Origin of the sequence: Solimonas flava DSM 18980 (assembly GCF_000426685.1) — a bacterium.
GTDB lineage: Bacteria > Pseudomonadota > Gammaproteobacteria > Nevskiales > Nevskiaceae > Solimonas > Solimonas flava.
The window spans coordinates 38,873-54,699 of sequence record NZ_AUFV01000002.1 but is presented as its reverse complement, the minus strand read 5'-3'; the positions used below and the strand labels follow the sequence as shown (position 1 = coordinate 54,699).

The following is a 15,827-nucleotide window of genomic DNA, read 5'->3' as shown; positions in this document are numbered from 1 at the left end:
GCCGCAAGCGAGGTGGCAATGCAGCCGCCGACCGTTCCGCTTCCGCGACGCGACTTCAGACCAGCGCGCGGCCGGCGAGCCGTTCCAGTACGCGCAGCGGCGAGCGCTCCGGATAGCGCTGCGCGGCGACCGGCACGTAGTAGGTCTGTTCCAGCATGAAGCGGCCGGACAGCACGGCATGCGAGGCCTGGTCGGAATAGACGATCCAGGTTTCGCCGGGCTGGAACTCGGCGGCGGTCTTGGCGACTTCGCGCTGGTAGTCGAGATCGGCCTTCATGGCATCGTGCAGCGCCAGCATGTAGTGATCGTAGGCGCTGCGCTTCGACTTGGTGATCTTCGCCAGCGCCATCAGCCGCGCCTTCAGCGGGCTGTCGGGCGGCAGGCGCGGGAAGAAGCGCGCGGCGACGTCGGCGAACGGCTCGCCGACGTTCCAGCGACGCGGCTCGCCGTGCGGATTGATGTTGTTGAAGAAGCGCAGCAGGCGGCGGCCGTGCACCGGCGTGGCCGGAAAGGCGTCGACGTGCAGGCGCGTGTCGTCGTGGCGCCAGGACTTCGGCACGCGGCCGGCGATCTCGGCCGGGCGGTAGCTGGCGCGCCCGTCGCGCATCTGGCCGGCGTACGGCGCGAACAGCTGCAGCGCCAGCGCCCGGGTCGAGGCGTGATAGCGGCCGAGCATGCCGCGCAGCAGCGCTTCGAGCCCGGCGTCGCCGTCGGCGCCTTTCACCGAATCGTCGGCCGGGTTGTAGCTGATGTTCTTGCGCGCGCCGCTGAGCAGGCGGTCGGACAACAGGACCTGCTCGTCCGCGCTCAGGACGAACGGCAGCGGCAGGCGCAGCACGCAACCGGCCTCCAGCGCGTCGAGCGCGTGCGCCGCCAGCTCGGGCGCCACCGGCGCGTACCAGTCGCGGATCGCCAGCGTTTCGATCGGGTTCATCGTCGGGTCCGGGACCAAAGAGGCGCCCAGTATAATGGCCGGCATTCCCCGGCCCGCGGTTCAAAATGTCCAAGCTCAAGGTGATGCACGTCGAAGCCGGCGAGAACTTCTACGGCGGCGCGCGCCAGGTCGCCTTCCTCGTCGAGGGACTTGCGAAACGCGGTGTCGACAACGTCGTCGTCTGCCCGCGCGGCTCGCTGACGGCGCGGCGCATCGCCGAGCTGCCGGTGGCGCTGCGCGAGATTCCGATGCACGGCGATCTCGATCTGCTGCTGACGCCGCGCCTGCTCGGCCTGCTGCGCGCCGAGAAGCCCGACCTGCTGCACCTGCACAGCCGCCGCGGCCCGGAAATCCTCGGCGCGATCGCCGGCCGCCTGCACGGCCTGCCGATCGTCTATTCGCGCCGCAACGACCACTACGAATCGCCGCGCGTCACGCGTTTCAAGTACCGCCTCTACGACCGCGTCGTCGCCATCTCGGCGGCGATCGGCCAGGTGCTGCAGGACAGCGGCGTGCCGGCCGGCAAGATCCGCGTCGTGCGCAGCGCCTTCACGCCGGACCCGGTGGCGCCGCTGTCGCGCGACGCGCTGCGCGACGCCTTCGGCCTGCCGCACGACGCGTTCGTGATCGCGATCGTCGCGCAGCTGATCCGCCGCAAGGGCCACGCCGTGCTGCTCGAAGCGATGCCGCGGCTGCTGCAGGCGATCCCGAACCTGCACGTGCTGTTCTTCGGCAAGGGCGGCCTGCAGCAGGAGCTCGAACAGCAGATCGCCGGCGCCGGCCTCGGCGAGCGCGTCACGCTCGCCGGCTACCGCGAGGATCTGCCGGCGCTGCTCGAAGGCCTCGACCTCATCATTCATCCGGCGTTCGCCGAAGGCCTTGGCGTGTCGCTGCTGCAGGCCTCGGCGAACGGCGTGGCGATCGTCGCCTCGCGCGCCGGCGGCATTCCGGAGGCGGTACGCGACGGCGTCAACGGCCTGCTGGTACCGCCGCACGACGTGCAGGCGCTCGGCGACGCGATCGTCGCGCTCGCCGGCGACGATGCGCGCCGCCACGCGCTCGGCGCCGCCGGCCGCCGGCTGATCGCCGAGGAGTTCTCGGTCGACGTCATGGTCGACGGCAACCTCGCCGTCTACCGCGAGCTGCTGCCGGACGCTCGCGCATGAGCGGCATCAGCATCTTCATGTACCACCAGGTCGGCCGCTTCGCGCCGATGCGCGACCACCGCGCCAACTACTGCGACGTCGACCGCTTCCGCGCCCAGCTGCGCTATCTGAAGCTGATCGGCGCCAGCGTGCTGTCGATGAGCGACGCGCTCGCCGCACTGCAGGGCCGCCGGCCGCTGCCGCCGCGCGCCGTGGTGCTGAGCTTCGACGACGGCTGCGAGAACTTCCACGAGTACGCGCTGCCGGTGCTCGAAGAGTTCGGCTATCCGGCGATCGCCTACGTCATCGCCGGCATGACCGGCGGCAAGGCCGAATGGCTCGCCGCCGCCGGCCATCCGACGCCGCCGCTGATGGACTGGTCGCGCCTCCGCGAGATCGCCGCGCGCGGCGTCGAGATCGGCAGCCACGCCTACCGCCACGTGCGCCTCGCCGGCCTCGATGCCGCGACGCTCGCGCATGAAGTGACGGACAGCAAGCGCCGTATCGAGGACGAGCTCGGTCAGGCCGTGACGCACTTCTGCTATCCGTACGGCTCGCACGATCTGGCGACGATGGAAGCCGCCGCCGCCGCCGGCTACCAGTCGGCCGTCACCTGCCAGCGCGGCGCGGCGACGTCCGCCTTCGATCCGCTGGCGCTGCCGCGCAAGGGCATTTCCTACGGCGACAACGCCCTCGGCTTCGCCTGGAAGCTGCACACCAAGGACCGCCCGAAGGGCCGCGCGCTGCACCGCGGCGCCTGAATCCGGCCGCCCCCGGCGGGCGGGCCGTTTTCACTTTCCGTCAACGTGAGGCACCACAGAGTGCGCGCCAGATCGCGCCCCGCTCCGGGCGCGCGCCGTCGCGGAGGGTGCCGGCATGCGCATCATCATGGTCGAACACAGCCACCTGCTCGGTGGCGTCGAGCGCCATGTCCTCGACCTCATGCTGGCGCTGCGCGCGAATGGCCACGCCGTCTGCTACGCCGGCCCGCTCGACGGCTGGCTCGGCGAGCAATGCCAGCGTCACGACCTGAGCACGCTGGCGTTGCCGATGCGCGGCATGTTCGACGTGCTGTCGGCCCTGCGGCTGGCGCGCTTCGCGCGGCGCTGGCAGGCCGACCTGCTGCACGGCCACACGCAGCGCGGCACGCGCTACGCGACCTGGGCCGGCCACTGGGCCGGCATTCCGGCGCTGGCGACCGCACATTCCACGCACGCGTACCGCCGCTTCGAGCGCGCGGCGCGAACGATCTGTGTGTCCGACGCGGTACGCGCGTCGCTGCTGGCGAACGGCCTGCCGGCCGCGCGGCTAACGCGCATCCATTCCGGCATCGCCGATCCGGCGCCGCTGGCGCCGCCGCGCCGCCGCGCCGCGACGCGCGCCGCATGCTCGGCTTCGGCGACGACACGCTGGTGCTCGGCATGATCGCGCGCTTCGTGCGCGCCAAGGGGCATGAAGTCGCGATCGAGGCGCTGGCGCGGCTGCAGCGCGCGGACGCCGTGCTGCTGCTGGCCGGCGCCGACGACAACGATTACGCCGACGCCATGCGCCGGCTCGCGGCGGAGCGCGGCGTCGCCGGCCAGATCCGCTTCCTCGGCGAGCGCAGCGACGTGCCGCGCCTCCTCGCCGCCTGCGATCTGGTGCTGGCACCCTCGCACCGCGAGGCGCTGTCGCTGTCGCTGCTCGAAGCCGCGGCGATGGGCGTGCCGGCCGTCGCCAGCCGCGTCGGCGGCATTCCGGAAGCGGTCGAGGACGGCGTCACCGGCCTGCTCGTGCCGGACCGCGACCCGGCCGCGTTCGCCGCCGCGATCGCCCGCCTCGCCGACGATCCGGCCGCGCGCCGGCAGATGGGCGCCGCCGCGCGGCAGCGCTTCCTGCTGCGCTTCGCGCGCGAGCGCATGCGCGAAGCGGTCGAGTCCGTGTACCGCGAAGTGCTCGACGCGCACGCGCCGCGCCGGCTCGGCGCCGGCGCGCCGCTGGCGACCTACTCCAGCAGCCCCATCAGCCGCAGATAGCGCTGCGCGCTGGTCGTCGCACGGTATTCGTCGACGGCCTGCTGCAGCGTGGGCGCCGGCAGCGGCGCGCGCAGCGTCGCCGCCATCGCCGCCGCCAGCCCCTCGTCGTCGCCGATCCTGACCAGCGCGCCGTAGCGGCCGCGGTCGAGGATCTCGATCGGTCCGCTCGGGCAATCGGTCGACACGCTCGGAATGCCGAGCGCCAGCGCCTCGGTCAGCGCGTTCGGCGAACCCTCCCAGGCCGACGACAGCACGAACAGATCGGCGCGCGACAGCCAGGCATACGGGTTCTTCTGGAAGCCGGCGAGCAGCAGGCGCTCGGCGACGCCGAGTTCGGCGGCGAGCTGCGTGAGCGCCTCGCGATCCTTGCCTTCGCCGAGCAGGATCAGCCGGCTCGGCTGCTGCGCCTGCAGCCGCGCGAACGCGCGCAACAGCGTCGGGAAATCCTTCTGCCGCGTCAGACGGCCCATGCCGATCACCACCGGCAGCGTCTTGTCGGCGAGCCAGGCGTGCGGCACCGGCTCGGCCGCCTGCGCGGCGAGCCGCGCGGTGATGACCGGATTGCGGATCACGTGCACGCGCGATTCCGGCAGGCCGGTGACGCGCACGGTGTCGTCCTTGACGCCCTGCGAGACGGCGACGACACCGGCGGCGTGCGGATAGATGCGGCGCATCGGGAACACGCGCAGCCAGCGGCTGAACGCGTCCTTGCGCTCGAGCGCGGCCGACAGATTGGTGCCGAGGCGGATCCACACCGGCACGTCGCTGCCGCTGCGGCGCTTGGCCTTCAGCGCGGCGCGTCCGGCGCGGTCCTTGGCGACCAGCAGCGCGTCCGGCCGCACCTCGCGCAGATAGCGCGCGATCTCCGGCACCGCGGTCCACGCGTGCCGCGCCTGGAGCTGGATCAGGTTCACCGTTGGCGGCACGCGCGAAGCGTGCCCGCCGGCCGACTTGATCGCCAGCAGGTCGACCTGCACGGTGTTGGCGAACTCGGCGCAGAGGTTGGTGACCATGCGCTCGACGCCGCCGTCGCCGGAGAAGGAAATCAGTACACCCAGGCGCTTCATCGAAGCTCCACGTCAGAGGCGCGCGGCGGCAGGCCGAACGCGCGCAGGTAATCGTCCGTCGCCGCCTCGATCTCGTAGCGGCGCGCGGCCGCCTGCAGCGTCTCGCGCGGCAGCGGCGCGTCGAGCAGCTGCGCCAGCGCGTCGGCCAGCGCCGCGTCGTCGTCGACGGCGACCAGCGGTCCGCAGCGGCCGTCGGCCAGGATCTCGCGCGGGCCGCTCGGGCAGTCGGTCGCCGCCGACGGCGTGCCGCAGGCGAGCGCCTCGATCAGCACGAAGCCGAGCCCTTCCCAGCGCGAGGCCATCGCGAACGCATCGGCGTGCGCCATGAACGCGTAGGCGTCGCGGCGGAACCCGGGGAAGTCGACGTCGGCACCGACGCCGAGCGCGGCGGCGAGCGCCTGGAACTGCTCGCGCTGGCCGTCCTTGCCCTTGCCGACGATCACCAGTCGCGCCGCGCGCTGCGCGCGCAGCCGCGCGAAGGCGCGGATCAGCGTGTCGCAGCCCTTGCGATGCGACAGCTCGCCGACGGCGACGATCACCGGCACGGTCTTGCCGGCGCCGAACCATGGATGCTCGGGCGCCGCCGGCTTGCCGTCGAACAGGCTCGCCGGCACGACCGGGCTGGCCGCCGCGCGGATGCGCGCACGCGGCAGGCCGGTGTATGCGCTCATGTCGTCGGCGACGGCATCGCAGGTGACGATCACCTGATCGGCGTGCCGGTAGAGGCGGCCCATCGACCAGCGCTGCAGGCGGCGCTCGAACGCGCCGCGGTGCTGCAGATCGATCGAGATCGTCGTGCCCGAGCTGAGCACCAGCCGGGTACCGTGCGCGCGCGCCAGCCAACGTGCGGCGAGCGCAGTGCGGTTGACGCGATCCTTGTCGGCGAGCAGCACGCCCGGCCGTTCGCGGTGCAGGTAGCGCACCAGCGCCGGCAGCGCCGCGTAGGTGGTGCGCGCGCCGGTGTCGATGACGCGCACGTTCTCGGGGATCTCGGCCAGGTTCGGCCCGTGCTTGCGCACCTTCAGCAGGTCGATCGCGTAGCCGCGCGCGGCGAGCGCCGGAATCAGGTGCTGCATCGCGCGATCGACGCCGCTGTGCCCCGAGGTCGACAGGAAGATCGCGATGCGCCGGCGGTCGACGGCGGTCCCGACCGCCTGTCGTCCGGCCCAGTAGGTGAGAAACGATTGCCCGGCATCGAGCCAGGCGTCGGCGTTACTGAACATTTGGCGTTGTCGTTGCGTCCAATCAGAGCGGCGCGGACGCCGGCAGGCCCATCGCGGCCAGATAGGCATCGGTCGCGCTTTCGATTTCGTAGCGCCGCGCGGCCGCGACGTTGCGCGCCACGTCCTTGGGTTCGTCGAGGATGCGGCGCAAGGCCGCGGCGATCGCGACGTCGTCGCCGACCGGCAGCAAGGCCCCGATCTCGCCGTCGCGCAGCAGCTCGCGGGCGCCGCCGGCGCCGTCGGTCGACACGACCGGCGTGCCGCTCGCCAGCGCCTCGATCAGCACGACCGGCATGCCTTCCCACTTCGAAGTCAGGGCAAACCCGGCCGCATGCGTCATGAAGTTGAAGACGTCGTCGCGAAAACCCGGGAAATCGACATCGTCGGCGACGCCAAGTTCCGCGGCCAGCGCTTGCAGTGCCTCGCGCTGCCCGCCGCGGCCGAGGATCACCAGCCGGCACGCGCGTTCGCGGCGCAGGTGCGCGAACGCGCGGATCAGCGTCGCGAAGTCCTTGCGCCCGGACAGCTCGCCGACCCCGAGGATCACCGGCGGCTGGCCGGCCGCGAACCACGGATGCTCAGGCGGCGGGCTGCGCCGCTCGAACAGCGACGCCGGCACGATCGGGCTCGGCACCGTGCGGATCAAGGCCGGCGGCAGGCCGGCATAGGCCGCCAGATCGCGTCCGGCGGCGTCGCTCGGCACCACCACGGCGTGCGCGCCGCGGTAGCAGAAGCGCATCGAGTTGCGCTGCGTCCAGCGCTCGAACGGGCCGCGGTTGGCGAGATCGACCGAGATCGTCGTGCCCGAGCGCAGCACCAGACGCGTGTCGGCGCCGGCCAGCGCGCGTGCGAACACGGCGGCGCGATTGACCTTGTCCTTGTCCGACAGCATCACCAGCGGTCGTTCGCGGCGCAGATAACGGACCAGCGGCGGCAGCGCCGACCAGACGTGCGCGGCGCCGAGATCGACGACGCGCACGCCGGGCGCCTCGCCGAGTTCCGGCCCGTGGCGGCGCACCTTGAGCTGGTCGACGGCGTAGCCGCGCCGCGCGACCGCCGGGATCAGGTTGCGCATCAGGCGGTCGACGCCGCTGTGCCCCGAAGTCGCCAGGAAGAACGCGACGCGCGGCGCCGACGTCGTCACAGCCATTGCAGCGGATCCTGCTCGCTGCCGGGCACGGCGCCCGAGTTCTCGATGAAGAGCCGGTACCAGATCGCGAACTGCATCAGGCTCCACAGCTCGCGCGTGACGTCGCCGCGCGCGCGCTGGCGATCGAGCAGCGCCTGCACCGCCGCCGGCTCGCACCAGGCTTCGATCGCCGCCGATTTCGGCAGACGCCGGCCGAGCGCGTCGAGAAAGCCGGCGTCGCGCATCCAGGTGCCGACCGGCACGTGGAAACCGCGCTTGTGCCGCCACAGGTGATCCTTGGGCAGAAAGCCCTCGGCCCAGCGCTTGATGAAGACCTTGCCGGCCTTGCTCGACACCTTGAGCCGGTCCGGCAGCGTCAGGCCGAACTCGACGACGCGATGGTCGAGGAACGGCACGCGGCCCTCGATGCTGTAGGCCATCAGCATGCGGTCGGCCTTGACCAGCAGGTCGTCGGGCAGATTGGTCTGCAGGTCGGCGTACTGACGGCGCTGCAGATCGGTCCAGGCCTGCGGCGTCTCGCGCCAGGCGGCGATCACCGGCGCGCGGTAGCGCGCCAGCGCCGGCTGCAGCGCCGGCTTGAACAGCCGGCGCACCCATTGCTGATCGAGTTCGGCGCGCACGCGGAACCCGCCGCTGCCCGGATAGCGCAGCTGCTTGAACCAGCGCTCGAAAGGATCGGGCCGGTAGCGGCCGTAGCCGGCGAAAGCCTCGTCGCCGCCCTCGCCGCTGAACACGACCTTCAGCTCGCGGCCGGCGGCTTCGGCGAGCGCCAGCGTCGGCAGGCAGGCGTAGTCGCGCATCAGGTCGTCGGCCGCCCACACCGCGCGCGGCAGGCGGTGGAACACGGCGCGGCTGTCGAGGCGGATCGCGCGATGCTCGCTGCCGAACTGCGCGGCGATGCGGCCGGCGTCGTCGAGCTCGTCGCTGCCGCCGTCCTGCCAGCCGATCGAATAGGTCTTGATCGGCTGCGAGTGCAGGCGCTTGAGCTGCGCCAGCAGCACCGCCGAATCGACGCCGCCGGACAGGAACACGCCGTACGGCACGTCGGAGCGCATGTGCTCGCGCATCACCTGCTCGAACAGCGGCTGCCACTCGGCGACCGCGTCCTCGTAGCTGCGCTCGCGCGGCGCGCCGACGTCACGCGCCGACCAGTAGCGGTGCGTCTCGGTCCTGAGGTCGGCGCTGATGCGCAGCGCCGTGCCCGGCAGCACGCGGCGCACGCCGCGGATCACCGTGTCGGCGCCGGTCGAGAACTGATTCTGGAAGAACTGCGCGAGCGGCTCCGGCGCGATCTCGCGCTGCGGCAACAGCGGCAGCAGGGCCTTCAGCTCGCTGGCGTAGAGCACGCGGTCGCCGAGTTCGGCGACGTACAGCGGCTTGATGCCGAGGCGGTCGCGCACCAGCCACAGCTCGCGCTGCGCGTGGTCGTACAGCGCATAGGCGTACATGCCGTGCAGGCGCTTGAAGCTCGACGGCCCCCACTGCGCGAAGCCGTGCAGCGCGACCTCGCTGTCCGAGCCGGTCAGGAAACGGTGGCCCAGCGCCTCCAGCTCGCGGCGCAGCTCGATGAAGTTGTAGATCTCGCCGTTGCAGACCAGCGCGTAGCGGCGCGCGGCATCGAACAGCGGCTGGTGGCCGCCGGCCAGATCGATGATCGCCAGACGCTGATGGGCGATGCCGAAGCTGCCCGAGACGTAGGTGCCGGCGTCCTCGGGGCCGCGGTGTTCCAGGCACGAGGCCATGCGCAGCAGCTCGGCCTCGGCGACCGGGCCGTCGCGGCGCACCATGCCGGCGATGCCGCACATGGCTCAGCGCCGGGCCGGCAGCGCCGGCGGCGGTTCGATGGGGCGACGGTCGGGGTTGCGCACGGCGATCGGGCTCATGCCGCGATTATTGCACGCGCTCCGTCGGCGCAAGACGACCGTCCCGTTTCAGGACTCCGGATCGAAGCGGTAGCCGAGCACGTCGATGTCGCGCGCGAAATAGCGGCCGACCAGCGCGGCGAGATCGTCGCTGTAGTAGCGGCGGTAGTCCTTGCTGCGATCGGTCGCCTGACGCTTGTGCGGCAGCTGCGGTGTCGGCACGCCGATGCGCTTGCAGATCACGTCGAAGTCGTCCTGCAGGCGCTCGTAGCGGCCGAGGTAGTCGGTCAGCACCTTGCCGTGCAGGTCGATCAGATAGTCGGTCTGCACCGTGATCGCGGTGTCGAGGTGGTACTGGTACGGGCGCTGCGGATCGAGCTTCCAGCGCGTGAAGTCCTCGAACGACTCGTGCCCCTCCAGCAGATGCGGACGCTCGCGCTTGAGATGGTGATAGGAGCTGACCTGCAGATCCCAGGGATTGCGCACGAACGCGAACTTGAACAGCCCGTCGAAGAACTCGTGCGGCAGCATTTCCTGCGCGGCGATGATCTTGGCGTGGCGCGGCAGCTTGGCGGCGATGCGATGGCCGGTCAGGTGCGAAAGCCGCGAGCAGATGAACTGGGCGATGTAGTACGGGTCCTTCCACTGCAGCGACTTGAGCGCGGCGCGCACGCTGGTGCCGCCGGTCTTGGCGATATGGACGTAGAGGAAGTTGTAACGGTTCGAAAGGATCATGGGGTGACGTCCTGCGCGGACGCGAGCAGTTCGCGAATGCGGCCGGCGGTGGCCGCGAAGCTGGAAGCGCCGAAATCCTGGTAACTCGCGTGCACCAGGAAGCGGCCGTGAATGTAGCGCAGGAAGCGCCGCCGGCGCGCGGCATCGATCTCGCCGCGCAGCGCGCGCGCCAGCGCCGGCGCCAGCGCGTCGGCCTGCGACACGCATTCGACCAGGCCCGGCGCCGTGTAGAAATTGCGGCCGAGCGCGACCACCGGCTTGCCGCAGGCGATGGCCTCGAAGCCGACCGTGGAATTCACGGTGACGACGGCGGCGCAGCCGCGCAGCAGTTCGATCGTCGGCTGTGCCAGCGTGAACAGCACGTCCGGGTAGCGCGCCGGCAGCTCGCGGTAGGCCTTCAGCACGTGGCGCCGCTCGGCCGGATGCAGCTTGACGACCAGCCGCACGTCCGGCGCCGTCGCGCGCAGCGCCGCGTGCACGAGTTCCAGCAGCTTGCTCATGTCGGCGCCGACGACCGGCGAGTGCAGCAGCAACTGCGAGTCGCCGGCGACCTGAAACGGCAGGAACACGTAGCGCGCCGGCAGCTTGTCGAGCCGCGCATGAAAGCCGTGCGCTTCGAGATTCACCGCCGGCCGCCAGTAGGCGAACTCGCCGAGGCGCGCCAGCTCGCGGCCGAGGCGGGCCCAGGCCGAGGGCCTGAGGCGGCGCGCCGGCGGCCGGCTCGGCGGCCGCCGGCCGGCGACGTAATCGGCGAGCGCGGCATCGAGCGCCGCCTCGGCGGCCGGATCGTCGGGGCCGTCGTCGCGCCCTTCGGCGACGATGCGCGTCGCCGAGGCGTACCAGTTGACGCCTTCGCGGTCGATCTGCAGCGTGCCCGGCAGATAGCCGTTCTCGCCGAACAGCACCGGCAGGCCGCGCCGGCGCGCCTCGGCGGCGGCGACCGAGGCGACGAGGCCGGAACCGTTCCAGACGAACAGCGCGTCGATGCGCTCGGCGTCGAAGAACGCGGTGAGCGCCGCCTGCACCGCGGCGACGCGACGCACCAGCCGGCCGGGGTCACGCGCCAACTGCCGGGCCTTGCCGCCGGCCTCGGCGAGCAGCGCCGGATCGGCCCGCTCCGGCAGCGTCAGGCGCGCCCGCGCCGGCGCCACGGCGAGGCCGGCTTGGCGCAGCACGCTGCGCACGACCGGACGCGTCGAGAAATGCACGCAGCGCCAGTCCGGGCGCAGCTGCGCCGGCAGCTCGGCGAAGTACGGCGCGGCGCGGATGCCGAGCTCGATGAAGGCCAGCGTGCGCGGCGCCGGCCCGCCGGCGGAGGCGGCACGCGCGGACGGAGCGGCGGACGGACGGTCGGTCGGCATCGGTCGGATGGAGTGATGGGAGCCGGGGCTGGCGCGCCGCGGATGGGCGGCGACGCGATGATCGCACGCGCCCCGGGCGGCGCTCCAGCTTCAGCGCCGGCGCGGGCGCAGCGCGTCGAGCGCGAGATGCCGCGCGTAGCGGCGCAGCTCCGGCGCGTCGAGCAGGTCGCGCGCGGCCAGACCGGCACGCAGCTGACCGACGTGAGCGAGCAGGCGCGGCAGCGCGGCGGCGCGCGCCGACTGCTTCGGAAAGGCCAGCGCCGCCAGATCGGCGGGCGACGGCTCGACGCCGCAGTCGCGCCACAGCCGCGCCATCGCGTGCAGATGATGGCCGCGCATGGCGTCCGGCAGCCGCGCGATCGACTGCGCGGGATGGCGCCGGTAGCGCACCAGCACCTCGGGCAGCATGTCGATGCGCGCCACCAGCGCCGTCCGCGTCAGCAGTTCGTAATCCTCGGCGCAGGCGTAGCGCTCGTCGTAGCGCAGGCCGAGCGTCCGCAAGGCCGCGACGCGCAGCATCACGCTGCTGTGCAGCACCGGATTGCGGAACGCCAGTCGCGTCGCCAGCCGCCGCCGGTCGAGCCGCTCGGCGCGCCGGTTCAGCACCTGTGCCGGAGATTCCGAGGCAAACACTTCGTAGCCGCTCGCGCACAGCGCGCAGTCCGGATGCCGTTCGAGGAACGCCACCTGCGTGGCGAGGCGCTCCGGCAGCGCGAGGTCGTCGGCGTCGAGGATCGCCAGATAGCGGCAGCGGGCGCCGTCGAGAATGCGGTTGCGGCTCGCCGGGATGCCGCGCGGCGGCTGACGGAGCACCCGCAGCCGCGGCCAGTCGGCGGCGCAGCGCTCGGCGAGCGCCGCCGTGGCGTCCGTCGAGCCGTCGTCGAGCAGCACGACGTTGAAATCGTCGAATCGCTGCGCACGCAGCGACGCCAGCGTCGGTTCGAGATGGGCGGCGGCATCGCGGGCGATGATCGCGACGGTGACCAGCGCCTCGGGGAAACGCTCGGCCGGCGCATCGGACTCTGCGGGATCGTGGCGCAACGTGATCGGCGTGCCGGAGGAGCGGGGACGCGCATGATAGCGTGCGGCACGCCGCGGCCGTCGCGGCGCCGTCTCCATCTCTGTCGCCGTCTCTCCATCGCTCGCCATGCCCGCTTTCGTGATCTCGCTGCACGCCGCCGAACCGCTCTGCACCCGGCTGCATCACCAGCTCGGCGAAGCGCCGACCGTCCTCGGCATCGACGGTCGGCAGTTGCCGGCGTCCCGCTACTTCGAGCTCAACCGCGCGCGCCTTCGCCGCCGCCAGCGCCCGTTGACGCCAGGAGAAACGGGCTGCGCGCTCTCGCATCTGGAGGCCTGGCGCCGCCTGCTCGCCTCCGGCGCCGACGCCGCGCTGATCTTCGAGCACGACGTACAGCCGGGCGCGGCGCTGGCGCGCCTCGACACGCAAGGCTTCGCGGCGCATTTCGACGTCGTCGTGCTCGGCTGCCAGCAGGGGCTCGAAGGCGAACAACTCCTGTACGGACGCCGCCTGCCGGCGCCGGCCGGCTCGGCGGAACCGCCGCTGTTCGCGGTGCCGAGGCGCTTCACCCGCTATCTGTTCCGCAGCACCGCCTACTGGCTGCGCCGCGACGCCGCAGCCCGCCTCGTCGAAGCGCAGGAGCGCTACCTGCGCCCGGCCGACAGCTGGGGCCACTGGAGCGGCGAGCTGGGCCTGCACCTCGGTTTCGTCGATGCTTGCGCGCACCCGCTCGATCTCCGCGACAGCCTGCTCGAAGGCGAGCGTCAGGCGATCGGCTACTCCCTGCCGCGCCCGTCGTGGAAGCAGTGGCGCGCGCGTCTGCACGACCGCTACGCGCGCTGGCGCGGCGGCCTGGAGCGCTGCTGCGCCGAGCCCGCGCTGTCAGGTCAGTGACCAGACGCCACCGGCGCGGGCGCCCTAGCCTTCAGCGTGCAGCCAGTTGGCGGCGCCACACTGCGCGCACGGCGGCCGCCGCCATGCCGGCCGCGGGCAAGCCCGCTCGCCTGCGGCGATGCACCGCCCCCCGCGACGGCCGCCGCGATTTCACGTTCCGGAATGATCCAGAGCCATGAGCCCCTCCGCCCCCGGCAACGGCGCCGAAAGCCCGGCCCCCGCCATCACCCCGCCGCCGCTGCGCGTGGCGCTGCTCAGCAATCTGCTGCACCGACCGTGCACCGGGGTCGGCGGCGTCGAGCGCTGGGGCGTCGAGCTCGCCAACGGCCTGCGCGCACGCGGCGCCGAGGTCTGGATCCTGGCCAACGCCCCGCTCGGCAGCCGGCCGTGGGACGAGCGTCTGGATCCGCGCGTGCGCGTGCAAACGGTCGGCGGCTCGCGCGGCATGGCCATCCTCAATACCTGGCGCTGGGCGCTGCACCATCCGGACACGGTGCTGGTCTCGGCCTCGCCGCGCTACAACCTGATCGCCAGCGACGTGCGCCGCCTGCCGGGCCTGCGCCTGCACTCGGTGCTGACCGCGCACGAGCACCTCACGCACGCGACCGCCCAGCAGTCCCCGGCGCGCCAGCGCCGCCGCCGGCGCGAGCTGCGGCCGCGCTACGCGGCCGCCGACGCGGTGGTCGCGGTCAGCGCTGCGATCGGCGCCGACCTGGTCGAACACTGGGGCGTGCCGCGCCCGCGCCTGCACCTGATCTACAACCCGCTGTCGCCGATGCCGGCGCTCGGCGCCCCGCCGCATCCGTGGCTGCGCGAACGGACCACGCCGGTGGTGCTGGCCGCCGGCCGGCTGACCGATGCCAAGGGCTTCGACACCTTGCTCGCCGCCTTCGCGCGCCTGCGCGAGGTCTCGCCGGCACGCCTGCTGCTGTGCGGCGAAGGTCCGCTGCAGGGCGCGCTCGAAGCGCGCATCGCGCAGCTGGGGCTCGGCGAGCGCGTGCAGCTGCCCGGCCACGTCGCGCCGCTGCACGACTACCTCGGCCACGCCGATCTGTTCGTGCTGTCGTCGCGCTACGAAGGCCTGCCCTACGTGCTGCTCGAAGCGCTGCAGGCCGGCTGCCCGGTGGTCAGCACCGATTGCCCGAGCGGTCCCGCCGAGATTCTCGAGCAGGGGCGCTACGGCGAGCTGGTGCCGGTCGACGATGCGGACGCGCTGGCCACCGCGATCGGCGCGGCGCTCGGCAGCGGCCGTGCGGCGGTGCAGGCGCGCCTGCAGCAGCGGGCTGCGGCGTTCTCCGCGGAGCGCGCGGTATCCGCCTACGAGTCGCTGTTCCGCAGCCTCCTCGCACCCCGGCCCGGCAGCGCCGCGGCCGCGCCGACGCGGCTGTCGGCGCATTAGGGCCGGTTGACGCCGTTCAGCCGCCGGCCGCGGCCGACGACGGCAGGCGCACGGCGGCGGCCGGGAGCGGCGTCCGGGCGCGGGCGCTGCGCCACCAGTGGCGCCAGATCGAGACGCGGTGTTCGAGCTTCTTCAGCGGCCCCAGCGGCGCCTGGCGCAGCAGCGCGAGATAGAGATCGCGCTCGGCGGCGGTCGGCTGCGGCCGCGACTTGAACTCGCCCTTGACCCGCGTCAGCCAGCTGGCGTCGATCTCCAGGCGGCGGCGCAGATGGGCGATCAGGCGCCGGATCCGGTAGTTCTCGCGCAGGCCGCGCGCGTAGTTCGCTTCGCGCTCGACGCTGTCGTTGTCGCCGTGAAACCGGTAATGCACGCTCGGATGGTCGAGGAACAGCGCACGCGCCGCGCACAGCGCGGCGTTGCAGACCAGCACGGTGTCGGCGCCCATGCGCCAGTCGGCGGCGATTTCCGGGGCGATGTCGAGCGCGCGGCGGGCCCAGACCCGGCGCATCGAGATGCCGGACGTCGGCACGCCGATCCAGCGGTACCCGAAGGCGACCGCCAGCACCGACAGCCCCACATCGTGGTCGCGTCCCTGCGGCAGCCAGTAGGCGAAGCGCGCCTTCCACGAGCCGCTGCGCCGGCCGCAGTAGGCGAGATCGGCGTAGACCACGTCGTAGCGCGCCGGCAGCGCATAGGCCCGGCGCAGCCGTTCGAGGTGGTCGGGCGCCCAGTAGTCGTCGGCGTCGAGGAAGCAGACCACGTCGCCGCGCGCGACGTCGACCGCGGCGCGCATCGCCGCGTACTGCCCGGCGTTCTCATGCAGAAAGATCAGGCGCACGCGCGGATCGTGGCCGTAGGTCTGCTCGAGCCAGTGCGGCGCGCCGTCGGTCGAGGCATCGTCGACGACGATGACCTCGAGCGGCGCGTGCGTCTGCGCCAGCGCCGAGGCGATCGCCTCGGGCAGGAAGCGCCCATAGTTGTAATGGTTGATCGCGACCGAGAACCGCAAGCCGTCCACGAC

General features: G+C 72.7%; 15 protein-coding genes. 6 read left to right on the top strand and 9 right to left on the bottom strand.

Going from position 1 to position 15,827, the window contains the following annotated elements; all coding sequences use genetic code 11:
- Window positions 1-55: 55 nt before the first annotated feature.
- The gene (gene kdoO, locus K343_RS0102955) at window positions 56-934 is read right to left on the bottom strand and encodes a Kdo hydroxylase KdoO (protein WP_028006785.1); all 879 of its coding nucleotides are present in this window, start codon (window positions 932-934) and stop codon (window positions 56-58) included.
- A 65-nt stretch (window positions 935-999) separates the two neighbouring features.
- Here kdoO and K343_RS0102950 point away from each other — a divergent pair, with 65 nt between their 5' ends.
- The 4 genes from K343_RS0102950 (at window position 1,000) to K343_RS20735 (ending at window position 4,094) form a co-directional block, all read left to right on the top strand.
- Window positions 1,000-2,100, top strand: a complete 1,101-nt coding sequence (locus tag K343_RS0102950; protein WP_028006784.1) for a glycosyltransferase — start codon at window positions 1,000-1,002, stop codon at window positions 2,098-2,100.
- Window positions 2,097-2,840: a polysaccharide deacetylase family protein gene (locus K343_RS0102945; protein WP_028006783.1), complete on the top strand. Its 744-nt coding sequence runs from the start codon at window positions 2,097-2,099 to the stop codon at window positions 2,838-2,840. The genes K343_RS0102950 and K343_RS0102945 overlap by 4 nt, the downstream gene beginning before the upstream one ends.
- Before the next feature lie 115 nt (window positions 2,841-2,955).
- Window positions 2,956-3,504, top strand: a complete 549-nt coding sequence (locus K343_RS0102940; protein ID WP_028006782.1) for a glycosyltransferase family 4 protein — start codon at window positions 2,956-2,958, stop codon at window positions 3,502-3,504.
- Window positions 3,465-4,094 carry a glycosyltransferase gene (locus tag K343_RS20735; protein WP_051277895.1) on the top strand — a complete coding sequence of 210 codons (630 nt, stop codon included), beginning with the start codon at window positions 3,465-3,467 and terminating at the stop codon, window positions 4,092-4,094. Before K343_RS0102940 ends, K343_RS20735 begins: the two co-directional genes overlap by 40 nt.
- Here the strand turns inward: K343_RS20735 and K343_RS0102930 are convergent.
- From K343_RS0102930 to K343_RS23175, 7 genes are all read right to left on the bottom strand, one after another.
- Window positions 4,064-5,161, bottom strand: coding sequence for a glycosyltransferase (locus K343_RS0102930; protein ID WP_028006781.1), 1,098 nt, complete (start codon window positions 5,159-5,161; stop codon window positions 4,064-4,066). The genes K343_RS20735 and K343_RS0102930 overlap by 31 nt on opposite strands.
- On the bottom strand, window positions 5,158-6,384 hold the full coding sequence (locus K343_RS0102925) for a glycosyltransferase (protein ID WP_245585105.1): 1,227 nt from the start codon (window positions 6,382-6,384) through the stop codon (window positions 5,158-5,160). Before K343_RS0102925 ends, K343_RS0102930 begins: the two co-directional genes overlap by 4 nt.
- Window positions 6,385-6,406: 22 nt before the next feature.
- On the bottom strand, window positions 6,407-7,534 hold the full coding sequence (locus K343_RS0102920; protein WP_028006779.1) for a glycosyltransferase: 1,128 nt from the start codon (window positions 7,532-7,534) through the stop codon (window positions 6,407-6,409).
- Complete coding sequence (gene asnB / locus K343_RS0102915; RefSeq protein WP_028006778.1) at window positions 7,525-9,339, bottom strand: asparagine synthase (glutamine-hydrolyzing); 1,815 nt, start codon at window positions 9,337-9,339, stop codon at window positions 7,525-7,527. The genes K343_RS0102920 and asnB overlap by 10 nt, the downstream gene beginning before the upstream one ends.
- Window positions 9,340-9,465: 126 nt before the next feature.
- Window positions 9,466-10,131 carry a sulfotransferase family 2 domain-containing protein gene (locus K343_RS0102910; RefSeq protein ID WP_028006777.1) on the bottom strand — a complete coding sequence of 222 codons (666 nt, stop codon included), beginning with the start codon at window positions 10,129-10,131 and terminating at the stop codon, window positions 9,466-9,468.
- Entirely contained in the window at window positions 10,128-11,492 is a 1,365-nt protein-coding gene (locus K343_RS0102905; protein WP_028006776.1) for a capsular polysaccharide export protein, LipB/KpsS family, read from the bottom strand. The genes K343_RS0102910 and K343_RS0102905 overlap by 4 nt, the downstream gene beginning before the upstream one ends.
- A 90-nt stretch (window positions 11,493-11,582) precedes the next feature.
- Window positions 11,583-12,533 carry a glycosyltransferase family 2 protein gene (locus K343_RS23175; RefSeq protein ID WP_161628849.1) on the bottom strand — a complete coding sequence of 317 codons (951 nt, stop codon included), beginning with the start codon at window positions 12,531-12,533 and terminating at the stop codon, window positions 11,583-11,585.
- 106 nt (window positions 12,534-12,639) lie between these two features.
- Here K343_RS23175 and K343_RS0102895 point away from each other — a divergent pair, with 106 nt between their 5' ends.
- Both K343_RS0102895 and K343_RS20720 read left to right on the top strand, forming a co-directional pair.
- Window positions 12,640-13,407, top strand: a complete 768-nt coding sequence (locus K343_RS0102895; protein ID WP_028006775.1) for a glycosyltransferase family 25 protein — start codon at window positions 12,640-12,642, stop codon at window positions 13,405-13,407.
- Between the two features lie 175 nt (window positions 13,408-13,582).
- Window positions 13,583-14,806: a glycosyltransferase gene (locus tag K343_RS20720; RefSeq protein WP_051277893.1), complete on the top strand. Its 1,224-nt coding sequence runs from the start codon at window positions 13,583-13,585 to the stop codon at window positions 14,804-14,806.
- A gap of 16 nt (window positions 14,807-14,822) precedes the next feature.
- On the opposite strand, the gene K343_RS20715 is transcribed toward K343_RS20720, so the two are convergent.
- Window positions 14,823-15,824, bottom strand: a complete 1,002-nt coding sequence (locus tag K343_RS20715) for a glycosyltransferase family 2 protein (protein ID WP_051277892.1) — start codon at window positions 15,822-15,824, stop codon at window positions 14,823-14,825.
- Window positions 15,825-15,827 lie beyond the last annotated feature (3 nt).